Consider the following 18,619-nt stretch of genomic DNA (forward strand, 5'->3'; position numbering starts at 1 on the left):
TTATTTTACATGCTGCTCTTGCTCCATATATTCTATACCCATTCCGATCAGCTCCCGCATCCGATCCAGACGCTGCATGTAATACAGGTACCCGATCAGGCTTTCAAAGGCCGTGGCGTGCCGGTATTCCAGCACGTCGGCGTTCTTGGGAATGCTCCCGGATTTGGCGTTGCGTCCTTGCCTTACGACATCCTTCTCCTCATCCGTTAACACGGGCTCAAGCGCGGTCACGATCCGGCTCTGTGCTTTCGCCGATACCATGCCGGTGGCCTGGCGGTGGAGCTGATGAGGCTTCAGGTTCTGCTTGGAAATCAGGTACTGCCGGACCGCGACCTCATAAATGGCATCACCGATATAGGCAAGCACGATCGGCGGAATCAGCCGGGGCTGCCTGGAAGGCGGAAAATCGAACCATCCCGCTTCAGGTGTCAGCCCCGGATTGTCTTGGCCGCTCATTTCCGCCGCCAGCGCATACCCTGCGCCGTATCCTCAAGCACGATCCCCTGCGCTGCAAGCGTATCGCGGATTTCATCGGCACGGCTCCAGTTTTTATCCTTGCGGGCCTGCACGCGCTCTGCGATGAGCTTCTCCACTTCTTCGTCAAGCAGCTCTGCCTCGTCTCCTGCGTACAGGCGAAGCACGGCGTTCAGTTCGTCGAAGGCGGACAGCATGGCTTTCAGATCTTCCGGATTGGCGACCGGCTCCTGCAGCAGCAGGTTCGCTTCATTCACCCACTCGAACATCGCCGTAATGGCATCCGGCGTATTGAAGTCGTCATCCATTTTTTCATAGTACTGCTTCAAAATACCGTCCAGCTTTTGCTTCATTTCCTCCCGGACCGGACCATGGCCGTCTGCCGTTGCGGTTTCAAGGCGGTGCTTCAAATTGCCGACGGCATTCGCGATACGCTCCACGCTGTTTGTCGCCTGATCCATCGTTTCCGCGTTAAAGTTCAGCGGATTGCGGTAATGGGTCGAGAGCATGAAATAACGAATCGCTTCCTTCTTGAACTCCTTGCGAAGATCCTTGACGAGGATACCGTTGCCGAGCGATTTCGACATTTTCTCGTTATTGATTTTAATGTAGCCGTTATGCATCCAATAGTTGGCGAGCGGCTTGCCTGTCAGCGCTTCGGACTGTGCGACCTCGCACTCATGATGCGGAAACTGCAGATCCTGTCCGCCGCCGTGGATATCGATCGTGTCGCCGAGATAACGGCGTGCCATGGCGGAGCATTCGATATGCCAGCCGGGACGGCCGTCTCCCCATGGACTCGACCAAAAGATTTCACCCGGCTTGGCGGCTTTCCAGAGCACGAAATCCTCCGGATTCTCCTTGCGCTCGTCGACGTTGATCCGGATGCCGAACTGCAGCTCATCCAGCTTCTGATGCGACAGCTTGCCGTAGCCCGGAAACTTGTTCGTCCGGTAGAATACGTCCCCGCCCTTTTCGTAAGCATAGCCATTTTGCTCGAGTTCCGTTATAAAGGCAATGATATTGTCCATGTTCTCCGTTACGCGCGGATTGATTGTCGCCTTGTGAATGCCGAGGCCTTCCAGATCCTCGAAGTATGCCGCGATAAATCTGTCGGCAACCTCAGGAACGGTGCTGCCCAGCTGTTCCGCCTTGCGGATGAGCTTGTCGTCCACGTCGGTAAAATTCACTACGTAATTCACTTCATTGCCGATCTGCTCCAAATACGTGCGGACCACATCGAAAAATATCATCGGCCGTGCGTTGCCGATATGAATATAGTCATACACGGTCGGTCCGCATACGTACATTTTCACCTTTCCGGGTTCCTGCGGTGCGAACTCTTCCTTCGACCGAATGATTGTATTGTAAATTTGAAGTGCCATCGTCACATTTCCTTTCTTTAATAAAAGTCGATCCATTAACGGAGCAAGCCACTCCTACTCCCTGTGCTCTCTTCCGGCAGCAGCTTTGATCCGAACCAATTCGTTGTTTTCGTTTTTGAGGCCTTCGATTTCGCCGCGCAGCCGGTCCATCTCCTGCTGCATGCTGCGGATGGAATCGACGATCGGATCCGGGAGCTGATGGCTGAGGCGGTCCACCCGCCGGCCATCCTGTTTCACTATCGTACCGGGAATGCCGACAACCGTACTATTCGCGGGAACCTCCTTCAAAACGACAGAATTCGCGCCGATGTTGCTCTGATCTCCCACCTTGAAAGAGCCCAGCACTTTCGCGCCGGAAGCGATAACGACATTATTCCCTATTGTCGGGTGCCTCTTTCCCTTTTCCTTGCCCGTACCGCCCAGGGTTACCCCTTGGTAAATGACGACGTCATCGCCGATCTCGCAGGTTTCCCCGATCACCACGCCCATCCCATGGTCGATAAAGAGTCTTTTGCCGATCTTGGCGCCGGGATGGATTTCAATCCCCGTCATGAAACGGCTGAACTGCGAAATGATGCGCGCCAGGGTAAACCACCGGCGGGTATACAGCTTATGGGCAACCCGGTGGGCCCAGATGGCATGCAGTCCTGAATATGTGAATACCACTTCGAACAATCTTCTGGCGGCCGGATCATTTTCAAATACCGTCTGGATATCCGATCTGATCTGCTTAAACATACCCGTTCCCCTCTTCGTCCTCTTCTGTTCCTCGCGAAAGTGCCGCGAAAGACGTCTTATTACATAAATCGAAGGATTACTCCAGTTCATTTACACCCTACCGGCGGTCATCATTTGTGCGATATAAGGCAGCTAAGGCCCTGAATGCAACCCATTCCTATATCTCAAAACCAAAAAACGCCTCGGCAGCTTTCGCTGCAGAGGCGTTATACGCGGTTCCACTCTGCTTGAATCCTTCCTGGTCGGCACATGCCTTCTGTCTTGCATGGCCGGGGACGAATTCGTCTCGTCTGTCCTGATAACGGGGGACCTCCCGGCACAGTCTAACGGTTCACGTGCTGAACCGCTCATCCATGCAGCTCGCAGGCGCATTTCCGCAGTCGGCATATGGATAACTTCCAGCCGCATGGAAAGCTGTATCTCCATGAGGTTATCCTCTCTGGCAAATGCCCTTGGCTAAAGCGTACTTCTCCTGTTCGTCGCTGTTTGCAGCATGATCTATTCGAAACCTGCTGTTTAAGACAGGTGGTAATAGATCTTATTTTGGTAGTTATTATATCCGAAAATACATCAGACTGACAAGAAATGTTTTCGGCGCTATTCGGCTAAAAGGAAGCGGACTGGCCCCTTCAGGCTCCTTTAATTTGCGATCTCAAGCGTTCGATGACCCGATCCTTGCCCATCAGGTAAATCGTTTCGTTCAAATCGCGGCCATGCATTTGTCCGGTAATTGCCACGCGGATCGGCATGAACAGCTGCTTGCCCTTAAATCCGGTTTCCTTCTGCACTTCTTTGATCAGGACGGCGATGTGGGCTGCCGTGTATTCCTCGGAAGCCTCAATTTTGTCTACGAGGGATTTCAGTACGGTCGGCACCTGTTCCTCTGCAAGAATCGGCAGAGCCTCATGATCGACCTCCAGATGCGTCCGGAAGAACATGTCGGACAAGCCGACGATATCGGACGCAGCCACCATTTGCTCCTGGTACAATGCCACCAGATTTTTAGCCCATGCTTCCTGCTCTTCGCTTAGCTCCGCGGGCAGGCGGCTTGCTTTTTGCAAATGCGGGATTGCCAGCTTCGCGATACGGTCCGGATCGGCGTTCTTGATGTAGGCGTTGTTCAAATGGGCGAGCTTGTTCTGGTCAAACACGGCCGGGCTCTTCGATAAACGGTCCGGGTTGAAAATTTTAATCAGTTCTTCGAGGCTGTAAATCTCCTCTTCCCCTTCCGGCGACCAACCGAGAAGCGCGATGAAGTTAACCAACGCCTCAGGCAAATATCCGAGCTGATCATATTGTTCGATAAACTGGATGATCGATTCATCCCGCTTACTCAGCTTTTTGTGGTTCTCGTTGACGATCAATGTCATATGACCGAAGCGGGGCGCTTCCCAGCCAAGCGCTTCATAGATCATCAGCTGGCGCGGCGTATTTGAAATATGGTCCTCTCCGCGCAGTACATGGGTAATTTTCATTAGGTAGTCGTCGATGACAACCGCATAGTTATATGTCGGAATTCCGTCTCTTTTCACGATAACAAAGTCGCCGGTGTCCTGCGTATTAAACGAAATCTCACCCTTGACGATATCATCGAACGTATAGGTTTTGTCTTCAGGCACACGGAAACGGATGCTCGCCGTGCGGCCTTCCGCTTCGAAAGCCTTGCACTGATCCTCGGTAAGATCCCGGTGCTTGCCGGAATAACGAGGCGTTTCGCCGCGGGACATCTGCTCCTCACGTTCCTTTTCAAGCTCCTCTTCCGTGCAGTAGCAGCGGTAAGCCAGGCCTCTGCTGAGCAGATCCTGCGTGTATTTGTTATAAATATCGAGGCGCTCGGTTTGACGGTAAGGGCCGTATTCGCCACCTACGTCAATGCTCTCGTCCCAGTCCAGGCCAAGCCATTTCAAATATTTGAGCTGGCTTTCCTCGCCGCCGGCGATGTTGCGCTTCACGTCCGTATCCTCGATACGAATCACGAAATCTCCGCCCTGATTGCGGGCATACAAATAGTTAAACAGCGCCGTTCTGGCATTTCCGATATGTAAATGTCCAGTAGGACTCGGTGCGTATCGTACGCGAACTTTATTGGTCATGGTAATCCCCTCCGCTTTTGTGTTTGCATTCAATTCATACATCACGTTCCTGAAATGTGCGAAGTGACCGCTACGGTTACGGATCGTTTTTCCGATCGCTGTTGTCCCCGTATTTTCTCGATTAAATATTACAAAGGTTAAAATTACGGAAACAAAGCATATACTTCCGAAGCGAGCTTTCCTAAGGAAAGCTTTTAGGCGACCGCTCGCGCTTCTTCAAAACGATTCCGTCCCCTCCGCTACTTTTCGCCATAATAAGTTCGCAATGAATTGGACAATGCTTTATACCTTTTCCCTCTTCAAATCCTTCAAGATGATAATACATCTTTCACAAGGCAGACAACGGACTGCGCAGCGATTCCCTCGCCGCGGCCAGTAAAGCCGAGCTGCTCGGTCGTCGTCGCTTTGATGTTGACCTGATCGACGTCAGCATCCAGCGCACGGGCGATCACTTCCACCATTTGCGGAATATATGGAGCCATTTTCGGCTTTTGCGCGATAATGGTGGAATCGATGTTGCCAAGGCGGTATCCCCGCTCCTTGGCCATCTCCCAAATATGAAGCAGCAGCTTCAAGCTGTCCGCATCCTTGAATTCCGGATCCGTATCCGGAAAATGCTTTCCGATATCCCCAAGCGCCAGCGCCCCCAGAATGGCATCCGTAATGGCATGCAGCAGCACGTCGGCATCCGAATGCCCTAGCAGTCCCTTTTCATATGGAATCGTCACGCCCCCGATAATGCATGGCCTGCCCTCTGCAAGCTGGTGCACGTCAAACCCCTGTCCTAAACGTATCATGTATTCTTCTCTCCCTCACGTTTCAGCATGAATGCGGCATATTCCAAATCTTCCGGCGTCGTTATTTTGATATTCGTATAGCTGCCTTCGACGACGGCAACCGCAGACCCCATTCTCTCCATGAGCATGGAATCATCCGTCCCTGTAAAGCCGTCTGCCGCGGCCTGCTCATGCGCCTGCTTCAATTCAGAAAGACGAAAAGCCTGTGGGGTATGAATCGCCCACAGACTTCGGCGGTCGGGTGTTGCTTCGATCGTTCCCGACTCGCTCACCTGCTTGATGGTATCCTTCACCTTCACCGCAAGGACTGCCGCGCCGGAAAGCTGGGCTTTCCGCAGGCATGCCTCCACATGTTCGGGCTTGACGAATGGGCGTACGCCATCATGCACCATTACCCAATCCGTTCCGATTTCCAACAAGCCTCTATAAACGGACTGCTGTCTTTCGCCGCCGCCCGGTATCACCTTTATTACCTTGCGAAGCCCGTACTCCGCAATCCACGCGGAGCATCGCTCGATATCATCAGCCCCTGTGACCAGCACGATTTCCTGAACCAGCGGCATCTGTTCGAAAACTTCCAGAGTATGCATAATGATGGGCTTGTCCTCCAGCAGCAAATACTGCTTGCTTTCAGGGGTTCCCATTCGCGTGCCTTTGCCCGCGGAAACCACCACCACGCCCACATGGCTTTCAGTGTCCAAGCTTCGTCCTGCCTCCCTCAATCCCTGCCAGAAAAAATGTATACCCCCATCATACCCCTTTTACTGGGCTTTTTCCAACAGTTTCGGTTTGGCAAAAATCATCCGTCCCGCCGATGTCTGGAGGACGCTGGTCACCAAGACCTCCATCATGCTGCCGATATAGTCACGTCCACCCTCAACCACAATCATGGTTCCGTCGTCCAGATAGGCCACTCCCTGGCCATGTTCCTTGCCGTCCTTGATCACCTGCACCATAATTTCTTCCCCCGGCAGGACGACCGGCTTCACCGCATTCGCGAGATCGTTGATGTTAAGCACCGAAACTCCTTGCAGCTCGCACACCTTGTTCAGGTTGAAATCGTTGGTGACGACTTTTCCTTGAAGCACCTTGGCGAGCTTCACCAGCTTGCTGTCCACCTCCGAAATTTCCTCGAAGTCCCCTTCGTAGATCAGCACCCGCACGTCCAGTTCCTTCTGAATTTTGTTCAAAATATCAAGTCCCCGCCGGCCGCGGTTACGTTTAAGCAAATCTGAGGAATCCGCGATATGCTGAAGCTCCTCGAGTACAAACTCCGGAATGACGATCGTCCCTTCGATAAAGCCCGTCTTGCAGATATCGGCAATCCGGCCGTCGATGATCACGCTGGTATCCAGGATCTTATGTTCTTCGATCTTCCGGTCTTCGTAGGCATCCCCTTTGCTCCATCTGCCGGATGTCCAGAGCGTCGCAAGCTCATCCTTTTTGTCCAAACCGATCCGGAATCCCATGTACCCACATAAAAGAGTCAAGCCTACAGCTGCTAGCTCTCCGGCTTTACCGGCCCAAGCCAGACTCGGATAAATCAGCAGCGACAGCAGCAGACCTCCCGTAAGACCCGCAGCCCCGGCAGCCAGTTCATTCATCGGCAAGCCCGCCAGCAGCTGCTGCATCGATTGCAGGCGGGATGTTAAAGTCTGCGCACAAAGGGAACCTATCAACAAAAATAAAATTGCGCCAAGCGCTGCAAACATCAGATGACCCCATACGGATTGATCAATACCTAACCTCGGGAACGTCCATCCGCCTGCCTGGTGCAATGCAAAGCCTGCCCAAGCACCGCAAAGACCGGCAAATGCCAAAACGAATTTTCTAAGCATATGTTCCCACACCTCCTTGATTGTATTAGTTCTACATATTTCCTTAGCAGTATGGTCCAATTTTGGTCTGCGTAATCCTTGGTGCATCAAATTTTTCTATTCATTTTTAGAGATGAACTTGAGTGTGCTGTGTCATTTCTGGTTGAAAATGGGCAAATGCCTGGCATATAATGAATTCAATTCTTATGCTAGAGGTGAAAAGGAAAATGAGCGCACCAAGTTTACAGGCTTTTCAGGATCAGGTTTCCGAACTGTTGCTCCGCCACCGCAGTCTTTTGGATGTGCTGTCTAAGAATGGACAAAGCAGCGCTTCCGTTAATCGGGCAGTCGCCAAGGCCGTTACGGACTGCGGCTGTATCGAACTGCATGCTACCAAGCAGTCCTTTGAACCTGAGGTTGACCTGGAGGATGCCAAGGAAGTGGTACGGACTCACGTTCGCGGGGAATTGTGCGAAAACTGCAGGGAAATTATCAGTACCGAGCTGGGGCGCAACATTTTCTACATGTCGGCCTTATGCAATCTGCTCGATATCAACATGGATGAGGTCGTTCAGAAAGAATCACAAAAATGCTCCACTCTCGGCTTGTTTAATTTGTCATAAAGCCAGCATGACAGCGCTGGATAACCACCAAAACCAAAAAAGCATTTATTTCTCTGCCGAAGCAGGAAATAAATGCTTTTTATCATTTCGGAACGGTTCTCTTATGAATGGTCGTTATACACTTCATGCTCCGCCGATTGGTCATGATGACGTCTGCGGGTCAGCTTCTCCACATTTTGCTTCAATCCGTACGCGGCGTAAAGCACGAGCGGTACAAAGATCAGCTTGGAGATTTGATCCGGGAATATCACGGCGACAGCAACGGCAGCCACAATCACAACGGGTGCGTACATCACCGCTTTTTTCGGAAGTCCGACTTTTTTAAAATTAGGATATTTCACCGAGCTGACCATCAGATACGAAAGGATCAGCATGGCAATGATCATATAAGGGGCCGATATTTCTTTATGAAACAGCGACAGGGTGGCCAGAACGCCGCCTGCAGCCGGTATAGGTAAGCCAATAAAATATCCCGGAATCCCGGATTGAACATTGAATCTTGCCAGACGCAGCGCTCCGCAAATCGGGAAAATCGCGGTCACGGTCCAGATCAGTGCATGATGCATGCCATGGAAAGAAGTTACATACATGATGAGTGCGGGTGCGACACCAAAAGAGATTACATCCGAGAGGGAGTCCAGTTCCTTGCCGAATTCGCTCTGCGCATTGAGCGCCCGGGCCATCCGGCCGTCCAAACCGTCACAAAGCATTGCAATAATAATCATGATGGCAGCGAGGCTTAATTTATTGTCGAAAGCCAGCATGATTCCTACCATTCCGAGAAACAAGTTTCCTAACGTAAACAAGTTCGGAATTGATTTCGTAAACATTTCTTCACCTCGAATATTATTTGTACCCCCGTATCATCCATTGATTGTATGGCATTTAAATTTGTCTGTCAATGAATACTTGTTCCTGTAAACGCTTGAGTCCTTCTTTGATGTTGCGGGCTCTGACTTCGCCAATTCCATCCACTTCATCCAATTCCTCAATGGTTGCCATCATGACGTGCGGCAGCTGTCCAAAGCGTTCAACCAGGTTGTGGATAATGACATTTGGCAGACGCGGAATTTTGTTCAGGATGCGGTAACCCCTCGGAGCGACGGACTCTTCGGAGGTTGCAGCCGACAAGGGATACCCGAGAAGACGCATGACATAATGGATATCCAGCAGTTCATCATCGGTTGCCCGCTTCAGTCCTGCGATCATCTCCCGGATCTTCTCGTCGTTGTCTTCCCTTGCATAGTCCTTATACAGCAGCCATGCTTCCTCCTCCATGTTGCTGACGAGTTCTTCCATCTGCATGCTGATCAAGCGGCCCTCATTGCCGAGCTCATTGATGTAGCGCTTGATTTCCATTTTGATGCGCAGCACCATCTCGACGCGCTGAATGACGTTGACCACTTCCGGAACGGTAACCAATTCTTCGAACTCGGATGCCGACAGGTTCGTCAGCGACTGGTTGAGCACTGCACGGTATTTCTCAAGCGTTTGAATAGCCTGGTTCGCCTTGGTCAGAATAACGCCGATTTCTTTGAGCGCATATCTCAGCGTACCCTGATATAAAGTAATGATGTTACGGCGCTGGGAGATGGATACGACCAGCTTGCCGGTCTGCTTCGCTACCCGTTCGGCCGTACGGTGACGGATGCCGGTCTCGATCGAGGAGATGGATGAATCAGGAATCAGCTGGGTATTGGCGTACAGAATCCGCTTCAGATCCTCACTCAGTATAATGGCCCCATCCATCTTGGCTAACTCGTATAAATAGTTGGGTGAAAAATCACAGTTGATCGAAAAACCCCCATCGACCACCTCCATCACTTCCGGACTGTAGCCGACGACAAGCAGCCCTCCGGTTTTGGCCCGCAGCACGTTTTCCAGGCCATCCCGAAACGGCGTGCCCGGCGCAACCAGCTTCAGCAGGTCGTTCATTTTATCCAATTGGCTAGGTTCCTTCATCTCTATATGCCCCCTAATCTAACGCGACCGCTAGTGCATCTGCCACGGTATTGATGCCGATGATCTCTATGCCTTTGGGATGCCTCCAACCTTTCAGGCTCTTCTCCGGCATGATGATTCGTTTGAAGCCGAGTTTCTCGGCCTCCTTGACGCGCTGCTCCGCCCGGGAGACTGCTCTGACTTCCCCGGTCAGGCCAACTTCGCCGAACATAACGTCAAATGGCTTTGTCGGAATATCTCGAAAGCTGGAGGCGATGCTGACAGCAATCGCCAAATCGACGGCCGGTTCATCCAGCTTCACGCCGCCCGCCACATTCAGATATGCATCCTGATTCTGCAGGAACATGCCCATCCGTTTCTCCAGGACGGCAATAATGAGTCCCATGCGGTGATGGTCAACCCCGGTGCACATCCGGCGCGGCGACGGGAAATGCGTGGACGAGATCAACGCTTGCAGCTCCACCAGTACCGGACGGGTTCCCTCCATGCTGGCGACAACCGTCGAACCGGCTACGCCGAGCGGCCGCTCCGACAGGAACAGCTCGGAAGGATTCTCCACTTCCACCAGGCCCGACTCGTTCATCTCGAAGATACCGATCTCATTGGTCGAGCCGAAACGATTCTTCACGGCCCGCAGAAGCCGGTACGTATGATGCCGTTCGCCTTCAAAGTACAGTACGCAGTCCACCATATGTTCAAGAAGTCTCGGGCCGGCAATGGCCCCTTCCTTCGTAACATGCCCGACAAGCACGGTTGCAATGCCCATGCCTTTGGCTACGCGCATAAAGCGCGCCGTACACTCCCTGACCTGAGCCACGCTGCCTGGAGCGCTTGTCACTTCAGGTATATAAACGGTTTGTATGGAGTCGATCACCAAAAATTGCGGCTGTATGCTGTTAATCGCCTCTTCGATCAGATCCATATTCGTTTCACACAGGACGTACAGCTCGGCGGATAATGCTCCCAGACGATCAGCGCGAAGCTTGGTCTGTCTTACGGATTCCTCCCCGGATACATAAAGCACTCTGAGCCCCGACTGTGTCAATGCATGCGATGTTTGCAGCAGCAGCGTCGATTTACCGATCCCCGGATCCCCGCCGACCAGAATCAGCGAACCTGGAACGATCCCGCCGCCCAGCACGCGGTTCAGTTCCCCGATGCCGGTTTGCACGCGCGCTTCATTGCTGCTTTCTATATTTATGATCGAAAGCGCCTTTTCTTTACTATGAAAAAGCGGAGAATTCATTCCCTGGGTTTTAATGACGCTTTCCGTTTCTTCCACCATCGAGTTCCAAGCCTGACAACCTGGACATTTACCATACCATTTGGCAGCCTCATAGCCGCATTCCGTACAGTAGAACTTCGTTTTCGTTTTAGCCATGATCTCTCCTTTGGGTACATGGAAATTTGTCTTTTTTTGTCGATCGCTCAGAAAATTGGCATTATTTTAATTTTACCATTTATTCAGATTTATCGTAAAGTATTTGCGAAAAGTTTAGATACACGTATAAAGGGATTGACCCGCCGCTTTATGCCAAAGCAGCGAGGCAATCCCTTATCAAGCTCATGTTTTCTTATTGGATCAGCACATTCCGAATTAGGAACTGGCCGAAACGTTATCGTTCTTCTTCACGGTCAATGCGCCATCTTCTTCGTCAATGACAAGCGAATCGCCTTTAGCCACATTGCCGGTCAGAAGCTCTTCGGATAAACGGTCCTCAATATGCTTCTGAATCGCCCGGCGGAGCGGACGGGCACCGAAGGCAGGATCATAGCCCTCTTTGGCCAAGAAGTCTTTTGCCTTGTCGGTCAGCGTAAAGTCCACATCGTATTCACGCAGGCGTTTGCGAAGCTCCTCGGACATCAGCGTGACGATTTCGGCAATATGCTTCTCTTCCAGCGAGTGGAAGACGATGATTTCGTCGATCCGGTTCAGGAACTCCGGACGGAAGCTCTTTTTCAGCTCGCCCATGACCTTATCCTTCATATTGTTGTAGTCAGCGCCGGAATCGTGCACAGCCGTGAAGCCCAACGTCGAATTGCGCTTGATGGCTTCGGCTCCGACGTTCGACGTCAGGATGATCAGCGTATTACGGAAGTCGACGACGCGTCCCTTGGAGTCGGTCAGGCGTCCGTCTTCGAGCACCTGCAGCAGGATGTTGAATACTTCCGGATGCGCTTTTTCGATCTCATCCAGGAGGACGACGGAGTAAGGCTTGCGGCGTACTTTTTCGGTCAATTGGCCGCCTTCCTCGTAACCGACGTACCCCGGAGGCGCCCCGACGAGTCTGGAGGTGGAGTGTTTCTCCATGTATTCGGACATGTCGATCCGGATTACCGCATTTTCATCGCCGAACATGGCTTCCGCAAGTGCACGGGCAAGCTCGGTTTTACCTACACCGGTAGGTCCGAGGAATATAAACGAACCAATCGGACGCTTCGGATCCTTCAGACCCGCACGCGAGCGGCGTACGGCGCGGCTGACGGCTTTGACCGCCTCTTCCTGACCGATTACGCGCTCATGAAGAATATGCTCCATATTAAGCAGACGCTCGGTTTCCTCTTCCTTCAGCTTGCGTACCGGAATGCCGGTCCAGCTGGCTACCACCTGAGCGATATCCTCCGGAGTCACTTCGGAGTCGGTGCGGCCCTGTTTTTCTTTCCATTGGTTCTTCGTGATCTCGAGCTCTTCCCGAATCTTCTGCTCGGTGTCGCGGAGTGCAGCCGCCTTCTCGAATTCCTGGCTTTGCACCGCAGAATCCTTTTCCTTGCGGATGTCTTCGAGACGGCTCTCCAGCTCTTTCAAATTTGGCGGGATCGTATACGTATGAAGCCTTACTTTGGAGCCTGCTTCATCAATCAGATCAATCGCCTTATCCGGCAGGAACCGGTCGGAAATATAGCGATCAGACAGCTTCACGGCTTCCACGATCGCTTCGTCCGTAATCTTCACACGGTGATGGGCTTCATAACGGTCACGCAAACCGAACAGGATTTGAACCGCTTCTTCAGGCGAAGGCTGATCTACCGTAATCGGCTGGAAGCGGCGCTCCAATGCGGCATCCTTTTCAATATACTTACGGTATTCATCAAGCGTCGTGGCACCGATGCACTGCAGTTCGCCGCGGGCCAGGGAAGGCTTCAGGATATTCGAGGCATCAATCGCGCCTTCTGCACCGCCGGCACCGATCAGCGTATGCAGCTCATCGATGAACAGGATGATATTGCCTGCCTGGCGGATCTCATCCATGATTTTTTTCAAACGGTCCTCGAATTCGCCGCGATACTTCGTACCTGCGACTACAGAACCCATATCCAGCGTCATAACGCGCTTGTCGCGAAGTGTTTCAGGAATTTCGTTATTGATGATTTTTTGGGCAAGGCCTTCCGCAATCGCGGTCTTACCTACCCCTGGCTCACCGATCAGAACCGGATTGTTCTTCGTACGGCGGCTCAACACTTGAATCACGCGCTCGATTTCTTTGCTGCGTCCGATGACCGGGTCAAGATTGCTCTCTTTGGCCGCGGCCGTCAAATCACGGGCAAGACTATCCAGCGTCGGCGTGCTGACGTTCGCCTGAGAGCCATGGTGGCTCGATACCGCTTCGCTGCTTCCGAGCAGCTGCAGTACCTGCTGGCGTGCCTTGTTGAGGCTGATCCCCAGATTGTTAAGCACACGCGCTGCCACGCCTTCACCTTCACGGATCAGGCCCAGCAAAATATGTTCAGTTCCCACATAGGTATGACCCAGCTTGCGGGCTTCATCCATCGACAATTCAATGACTTTCTTGGCACGCGGAGTGTATGCGATATTGGTCGGCTGCTCCTGTCCTCTGCCGATGAGCGTTTCCACTTCATCCTGGATTTTTTCAAGTCCGAGTCCGAGACCAATCAATGCCTTCGCGGCAATGCCGTCTCCTTCGCGAATCAGTCCAAGCAAAATATGCTCCGTGCCGATGTTGTTGTGGCCCAAACGTACTGCTTCCTCTTGTGCCAATGCCAGCACCTTTTGAGCGCGTTCCGTAAATCTTCCGAACATCATACTCCTGCACCTCCATGAGTTTGAAATCTAAATTCAGGCTTGCGCCAGTGTTTCGCGTATCAACCTTGCCCGGTAAATATCCCGTTCCTCGCTGTTCATGTCGTGGCCGTATTTTTTCTGCAAAAAGCCAGCTTGCGTCATGACATTCAGTTCGTTCATTACCGGAATCGATGGTCCTTGCACAATGCCGAGATCAATGCCGAGTCGCACGTCGGATAGCCGCTGCCCGGCCTCCTTGGAATCCATGACCTCCGCATACGATAAAATACCGTAAGACCGTTTGATCCGGTCCGTAATCCGCAGGCGTGAATCGTTCATCAGGCGGGTGCGGGCATTCTTCTCATGCTCGATGATTTGCAGCACCACGCTGTGCAGGTTGTCGATGATCTCATTCTCCGTCTGTCCCAGCGTAATCTGGTTGGAGATTTGAAACAGGTTACCTATTGCTTCGCTGCCTTCACCGTAAATTCCTCTAACGGTTAAGCCTACCTGCGAAACCGCGGACAAAATCCGGTTGATCTGCTGCGTCATTACCAGCGCCGGAAGATGCATCATGACCGATGCCCGGAGCCCCGTTCCCACATTGGTTGGGCAGCTGGTCAGATAACCCCGCTTATCGTCAAAAGCATAATCCACGTCGGCCTCGAACAGGTCATCGATGGACGTTGCCTTTTCCCATGCCTCGCGGACCTGAAAACCCGGATACAGACATTGAATGCGAAGATGGTCCTCTTCGTTAATCATAATGCTGATGGATTCGTCCTCGCTGATCATGACGGCCCCATTCTGGGACTCTCCAGCCAGGCTCGGGCTGATGAGATGCTTCTCGACCAGCACCTTTTTATCGATTGGCTCGATCTCATCCAATTTAATGGTATAAAACGTTCCGATCGACTGCAAATCCTGATCCTCCGACACCTTGGCCAGGCGATTCAGCACTTCCTCCGACTGCTGGCGTGTCGCCAAAAGAGGAAAAGGCAAGTGCTGCAGGTTCCGGGCGATTCGCACCCGGCTGCTGATCACGATATCGGAGTCGCTTGCCGTCCCCCGCATCCATTCACTGAGCGCTTTCTCGGTAAACCGGAGATTGGGCATTCGCTATTCCTCCTCTCTCTTGCCGCGAACATTACTGTCCTGCCATCTCTTTTTCAAGTGTTCTGATCTGGTCCCGCAGCTGAGCAGCTTCCTCAAATTCTTCCTGCTGGATGCGCTGCTGCAGTTCGAGCTTGAGATCATCGATCTTTCGTTTCAATTGAATCCGGCCGCCGCTTCTCTTCGGCACTTTGCCGACATGCACGGTATTTCCGTGCACTCTTTTGAAGAGCGGATCGAGACGGTCGTCAAAATATTTGTAGCAGGAGCTGCAGCCGAAACGGCCGATTTTGCTGAACTGCGAATAGGTCATGCCGCATTCCTCGCAGCGCTGCGACTGTGCCGCTTTGATGCTGCTGGCTGCCCCTTTTCCTGCCGTCTCAAAATCAAGCAGTCCTGATAAAAGGCTGTGTATGGAAAATCCGCCCGAGGAGCCCGGAATCATCTCTCCCTTTTCCCTCGCGCAGGTTTCACAGATATGGAACTCATTTTTTTCGCCATTGACGATTTTGGTAAAATGCAGTGTTGCGGGCCTTTTGCCGCATTCCTGGCATAGCATATCGATGTACCTCCTTTTCTCCGCAGACTCATTTGCCCAGCAAAGAAATCAGCATCGCCTTTAAGATTCTCGCACGTATCTCATCCCGGTAGGGAAGTTTGACCATCAGGACCTCTCGGGCAATCGCGGCTCGCATCATGTTCGCTTCCCGTTTCGTTAAGAAGCGGGCCTCCTCCAGCTGATAAATCAGCCCTTCCGCGACGGTCTGGTCGATCGTGCTGCCAATCGTCGTATGCAGATGCGTATGAAGCGCCGAATGCTGCGGAAGGTCAATGCGCCGAATGCGGATATAACCGCCACCTCCGCGCTTGCTTTCCACGAGATAGCCTTTTTCCAGCGTAAACCTTGTGCTTATGACATAATTGATCTGGGAAGGGACGCATGAAAAATGATCCGCCAGATCATTACGCTGTATTTCGATCAATCCTTCGGGACTTTCATGCAAAATACCCTTCAGATATTGTTCAATAACATCAGAGATATTACGCATCATTCATCCTCCACTTGTATTGCTGCTTGAAAGCCGGTTGCTTCACCTAGGGTCCGGTTAGAATTGGGTATGGTCTCCTTCAAAAACTGCTGATAGCCACCTTGTCAGATGGCCTTCTTACAGCAACATTTTTATGTAGTAATCGGAACGGCCTTGAAGCCAAACGAATCGATGCCGATACCATAAAAATTAACCAAAGATTCTATACGCGAACCGGAAAAGAATACAAACATGGGCCGCCGGTATTCCCGCAGCTTCTGCTTCGTATAGTGTAACAATCGAGAATTCGGATCATACATAAACCTTCACTGCAAAGCAGTGTCCAAGGTTCATTATTCGATCTCCAACTGACTTTGACTTTCTTTGACTATATTATAACATATTATCCTGTTTTGCCAAGGGGAAAGCTTCACTTTTAACATTTTTGACCCTTTTGCCCGATTTCATCCCCTATTAGGTAAGAAAACGTCCAAAGAAGGATCTGCCAGTGCGGACAAAAAAACTCCCCACTTGAAATATCAGGAAGGGAGTCGCGAAATTACATTAGAAGTAGTCCAGCAAAAAGGTCTGGTTCCGAGGGATGGCGAGCTCAAGGCGGTGAACGGCTTCCTCATCACCGGTCAGTCTGCCCAGTTTATGAAGCTCTTGCGGGCGTTTATACCCCATCATCATGACGGTAAGCGTCTGAATGTCGCACTGAAGCTGAGTCTTAGCCTCGGAAATAGCCTCAACGGCAGCACGGCCATCGTCTGTTAAAGTCCACTGCCAGCACCCCTCATTCCAAGGAGCATATGGATCACTGATTTGTATCGTCCAGGACTGTTGTTGTGTGCTTTTCCCAAAAGCAAAATTCTCCACAAAGCCTGCAGCATTGATGATCCGCGCCATTCCATAGGGTACGATCTCCTGCGTGATTCGAGGGTCCTGAAGCGTATAGGTCAGCCCATCATCTGCAGGCATCTGTGCCAATATGGTTTGAGTGACCATGGAATCGTGATTGCAAAGGAATGCCCACAGACCTTTTCTCGCATCCTCATTCAACCAGACGAATTCTTCGACCAATAGCTCCTTCTTCTCGGCTTTGTACAGTACATATCCCTCGGGCTCACCGGATGCTGAGTAGTAAACCGCGGTATGTCCCTCATCATCCAGAATGGAATGCTTCCACCGATCCTCGTTCCGGAGCATCATGCCGTTGTATCCTTGGGCGTATGCTTCATAGATCCGGTTTAAAACAGCAATGTCTGTGATGTCGCGGCGCACATCCCCATCGAATGACTCCTTTGCCGGAAGCTTATCGGTCGGGATCACATACTTCTTATAATCACAGAACATTTCAAAGCCGAATTTGCGGTAAAAAGGAAACGAAAAGGGATGCAGCAAGGAGAGCAGCTTACCCGATTCATTCATCACCTGGAGGGAATGCGTAAGAAGCTGCTTGACCAATCCCTGTCTGCGGTATTCAGGCCATGTTGCCACGCCCCCGATGCCGGACATCGGCATCCGCTCACCGTTCACGAAAATATCAGCAGACAGAAGTCCAAGCTTGGCGCACAGCTTGCCCTCTTCGTCGAAGGCTCCCCATACCGTTTCAGGATTAAAGCGTTGTCTCGCGTTCGCCTTCGACTCCTCGGACATCCGATATTGGAAGGCGTATTCACCCAGCCGGATCATGGCATCAAAGTCGTCCGGTTTTAGTGTCCTGATTTCCATCCCATTCACCTCACTTATGTATTCAAAAAGAGGGGCTACATCATGTCTTTCCATTTATCGTTCTTTCTGTGGATTACATGCTCAGTATCGCAAAGGGTGTGTGCAAAGTCAACGAATTACCCACAAGGCCAACGTGTTAAATGATAAAATTAGCTGCTAAAATGCATGTTCTTCACAGCAACCTGTGTATGATGGGGATGAAATTGTGAATTTGTGGACGGATCTTTACGCCATAAATCTTAAATCGCATGAAGTATGTTGGAGAAGTGCATATGTTTGTGTACAAGTACGGGGTTTCAAGAAGAATATCGGTGTGGTTGTGGATGATATTCGCCTAACAATCAAACCATCCACAGGTTTAGAGGTTCATTGGGCATAAAAAAACCACCGTCGATTGTTATCAACAGTGGTTCTTTGCTTGGCGGCGTCCTACTCTCCCAGGACCCTTCGGTCCAAGTACCATCGGCGCTGGAGGGCTTAACGGTCGTGTTCGGGATGGGTACGCGTGGAACCCCTCCGCCATCGCCACCAAACAGGATTTTTCCGGTCGTTACTCTCCCTGAAATCCTTCAGGAAAATATCCGACACTAGAAAAGTCATGCAGCTTAAACTGCGAATCAGATGTTTAATCACCTGAAAACTAGATACGAAACGAATTTGGTTTTAGAATTCAGTAGCTTTGCCCTTCACTCTTGTTCCGGGCCCCGCCAAAGTATTCGGAATCCGCTGCGAAGCTTTTCTTCACTTTGGTGGGTAATTTAGGATAAGCCCTCGACCGATTAGTATTGGTCAGCTCCATGCATTGCTGCACTTCCACCTCCAACCTATCTACCT

Annotated in this window: 16 protein-coding genes and 1 rRNA gene; 1 reads left to right on the forward strand and 16 read right to left on the reverse strand. The window is 51.5% G+C overall.

The window, feature by feature from the left end; all coding sequences use genetic code 11:
- The 7 genes from ACTHPM_RS26635 to ACTHPM_RS26665 all read right to left on the reverse strand — a co-directional run bounded on the left by ACTHPM_RS26635 (position 1) and on the right by ACTHPM_RS26665 (position 7,325).
- Entirely contained in the window at positions 1-456 is a 456-nt protein-coding gene (locus tag ACTHPM_RS26635) for a Mini-ribonuclease 3 (RefSeq protein WP_440398271.1), read from the reverse strand.
- Positions 453-1,859 (reverse strand): cysteine--tRNA ligase, encoded by a 1,407-nt coding sequence (cysS, locus tag ACTHPM_RS26640; RefSeq protein ID WP_440398270.1) that lies wholly within the window; start codon positions 1,857-1,859, stop codon positions 453-455. Before cysS ends, ACTHPM_RS26635 begins: the two co-directional genes overlap by 4 nt.
- A 54-nt stretch (positions 1,860-1,913) precedes the next feature.
- A complete protein-coding gene (cysE, locus tag ACTHPM_RS26645; RefSeq protein WP_440398269.1) occupies positions 1,914-2,597 on the reverse strand; it encodes a serine O-acetyltransferase in 684 nt (227 codons plus the stop codon).
- Positions 2,598-3,226: 629 nt separating this feature from the next.
- Positions 3,227-4,690, reverse strand: a complete 1,464-nt coding sequence (gltX, locus tag ACTHPM_RS26650) for a glutamate--tRNA ligase (protein ID WP_440398268.1) — start codon at positions 4,688-4,690, stop codon at positions 3,227-3,229.
- A 308-nt stretch (positions 4,691-4,998) separates the two neighbouring features.
- Positions 4,999-5,487 carry a 2-C-methyl-D-erythritol 2,4-cyclodiphosphate synthase gene (ispF, locus tag ACTHPM_RS26655; protein ID WP_440398267.1) on the reverse strand — a complete coding sequence of 163 codons (489 nt, stop codon included), beginning with the start codon at positions 5,485-5,487 and terminating at the stop codon, positions 4,999-5,001.
- A complete protein-coding gene (gene ispD / locus ACTHPM_RS26660) occupies positions 5,484-6,188 on the reverse strand; it encodes a 2-C-methyl-D-erythritol 4-phosphate cytidylyltransferase (RefSeq protein WP_440398266.1) in 705 nt (234 codons plus the stop codon). The genes ispF and ispD overlap by 4 nt, the downstream gene beginning before the upstream one ends.
- Before the next feature lie 60 nt (positions 6,189-6,248).
- Positions 6,249-7,325: a PIN/TRAM domain-containing protein gene (locus ACTHPM_RS26665; RefSeq protein WP_440398265.1), complete on the reverse strand. Its 1,077-nt coding sequence runs from the start codon at positions 7,323-7,325 to the stop codon at positions 6,249-6,251.
- 206 nt (positions 7,326-7,531) lie between these two features.
- Between ACTHPM_RS26665 and ACTHPM_RS26670 the strand changes: the two genes are divergently transcribed.
- Positions 7,532-7,927 (forward strand): DUF1573 domain-containing protein, encoded by a 396-nt coding sequence (locus tag ACTHPM_RS26670; RefSeq protein WP_440398264.1) that lies wholly within the window; start codon positions 7,532-7,534, stop codon positions 7,925-7,927.
- A 101-nt stretch (positions 7,928-8,028) separates the two neighbouring features.
- Here ACTHPM_RS26670 and pssA read toward each other — a convergent pair whose 3' ends face one another.
- The 9 genes from pssA to rrf all read right to left on the reverse strand — a co-directional run bounded on the left by pssA (position 8,029) and on the right by rrf (position 18,318).
- Entirely contained in the window at positions 8,029-8,757 is a 729-nt protein-coding gene (gene pssA / locus ACTHPM_RS26675; protein ID WP_440398263.1) for a CDP-diacylglycerol--serine O-phosphatidyltransferase, read from the reverse strand.
- Positions 8,758-8,812: 55 nt separating this feature from the next.
- Positions 8,813-9,889 carry a DNA integrity scanning diadenylate cyclase DisA gene (disA, locus tag ACTHPM_RS26680; RefSeq protein WP_160501056.1) on the reverse strand — a complete coding sequence of 359 codons (1,077 nt, stop codon included), beginning with the start codon at positions 9,887-9,889 and terminating at the stop codon, positions 8,813-8,815.
- A 13-nt stretch (positions 9,890-9,902) separates the two neighbouring features.
- On the reverse strand, positions 9,903-11,270 hold the full coding sequence (radA, locus tag ACTHPM_RS26685) for a DNA repair protein RadA (RefSeq protein ID WP_440398261.1): 1,368 nt from the start codon (positions 11,268-11,270) through the stop codon (positions 9,903-9,905).
- Positions 11,271-11,486: 216 nt separating this feature from the next.
- The gene (gene clpC / locus ACTHPM_RS26690; protein WP_440398260.1) at positions 11,487-13,931 is read right to left on the reverse strand and encodes an ATP-dependent protease ATP-binding subunit ClpC; all 2,445 of its coding nucleotides are present in this window, start codon (positions 13,929-13,931) and stop codon (positions 11,487-11,489) included.
- A 33-nt stretch (positions 13,932-13,964) separates the two neighbouring features.
- A complete protein-coding gene (locus ACTHPM_RS26695; protein ID WP_440398258.1) occupies positions 13,965-15,026 on the reverse strand; it encodes a protein arginine kinase in 1,062 nt (353 codons plus the stop codon).
- 31 nt (positions 15,027-15,057) lie between these two features.
- Positions 15,058-15,582, reverse strand: a complete 525-nt coding sequence (locus ACTHPM_RS26700) for a UvrB/UvrC motif-containing protein (protein WP_440398257.1) — start codon at positions 15,580-15,582, stop codon at positions 15,058-15,060.
- Positions 15,583-15,610: 28 nt separating this feature from the next.
- Positions 15,611-16,072 (reverse strand): CtsR family transcriptional regulator, encoded by a 462-nt coding sequence (locus ACTHPM_RS26705; protein ID WP_440398256.1) that lies wholly within the window; start codon positions 16,070-16,072, stop codon positions 15,611-15,613.
- A 543-nt stretch (positions 16,073-16,615) separates the two neighbouring features.
- Positions 16,616-17,785, reverse strand: coding sequence for a GNAT family N-acetyltransferase (locus ACTHPM_RS26710; protein ID WP_440398255.1), 1,170 nt, complete (start codon positions 17,783-17,785; stop codon positions 16,616-16,618).
- Positions 17,786-18,201: 416 nt separating this feature from the next.
- Positions 18,202-18,318, reverse strand: a 5S ribosomal RNA gene (rrf, locus tag ACTHPM_RS26715).
- Positions 18,319-18,619: the final 301 nt, after the last annotated feature.

This window comes from Paenibacillus sp. SAFN-054, assembly GCF_051966755.1.
Taxonomy (GTDB): Bacteria; Bacillota; Bacilli; order Paenibacillales; family Paenibacillaceae; genus Paenibacillus_AQ.

Coding starts and splice junctions, on each gene's coding strand:
- ACTHPM_RS26700 (WP_440398257.1), bottom strand. CDS start 15,582: ATGCTATGCCAGGAATGCGGCAAAAGGCCCGCAACACTGCATTTTACC.
- ispF (WP_440398267.1), bottom strand. CDS start 5,487: ATGATACGTTTAGGACAGGGGTTTGACGTGCACCAGCTTGCAGAGGGC.
- ACTHPM_RS26705 (WP_440398256.1), bottom strand. CDS start 16,072: ATGCGTAATATCTCTGATGTTATTGAACAATATCTGAAGGGTATTTTG.
- cysS (WP_440398270.1), bottom strand. CDS start 1,859: ATGGCACTTCAAATTTACAATACAATCATTCGGTCGAAGGAAGAGTTC.
- pssA (WP_440398263.1), bottom strand. CDS start 8,757: ATGTTTACGAAATCAATTCCGAACTTGTTTACGTTAGGAAACTTGTTT.
- ACTHPM_RS26670 (WP_440398264.1), top strand. CDS start 7,532: ATGAGCGCACCAAGTTTACAGGCTTTTCAGGATCAGGTTTCCGAACTG.
- ACTHPM_RS26710 (WP_440398255.1), bottom strand. CDS start 17,785: ATGGAAATCAGGACACTAAAACCGGACGACTTTGATGCCATGATCCGG.
- radA (WP_440398261.1), bottom strand. CDS start 11,270: ATGGCTAAAACGAAAACGAAGTTCTACTGTACGGAATGCGGCTATGAG.
- ACTHPM_RS26665 (WP_440398265.1), bottom strand. CDS start 7,325: ATGCTTAGAAAATTCGTTTTGGCATTTGCCGGTCTTTGCGGTGCTTGG.
- gltX (WP_440398268.1), bottom strand. CDS start 4,690: ATGACCAATAAAGTTCGCGTACGATACGCACCGAGTCCTACTGGACAT.
- ACTHPM_RS26635 (WP_440398271.1), bottom strand. CDS start 456: ATGAGCGGCCAAGACAATCCGGGGCTGACACCTGAAGCGGGATGGTTC.
- ACTHPM_RS26695 (WP_440398258.1), bottom strand. CDS start 15,026: ATGCCCAATCTCCGGTTTACCGAGAAAGCGCTCAGTGAATGGATGCGG.
- cysE (WP_440398269.1), bottom strand. CDS start 2,597: ATGTTTAAGCAGATCAGATCGGATATCCAGACGGTATTTGAAAATGAT.
- disA (WP_160501056.1), bottom strand. CDS start 9,889: ATGAAGGAACCTAGCCAATTGGATAAAATGAACGACCTGCTGAAGCTG.
- clpC (WP_440398260.1), bottom strand. CDS start 13,931: ATGATGTTCGGAAGATTTACGGAACGCGCTCAAAAGGTGCTGGCATTG.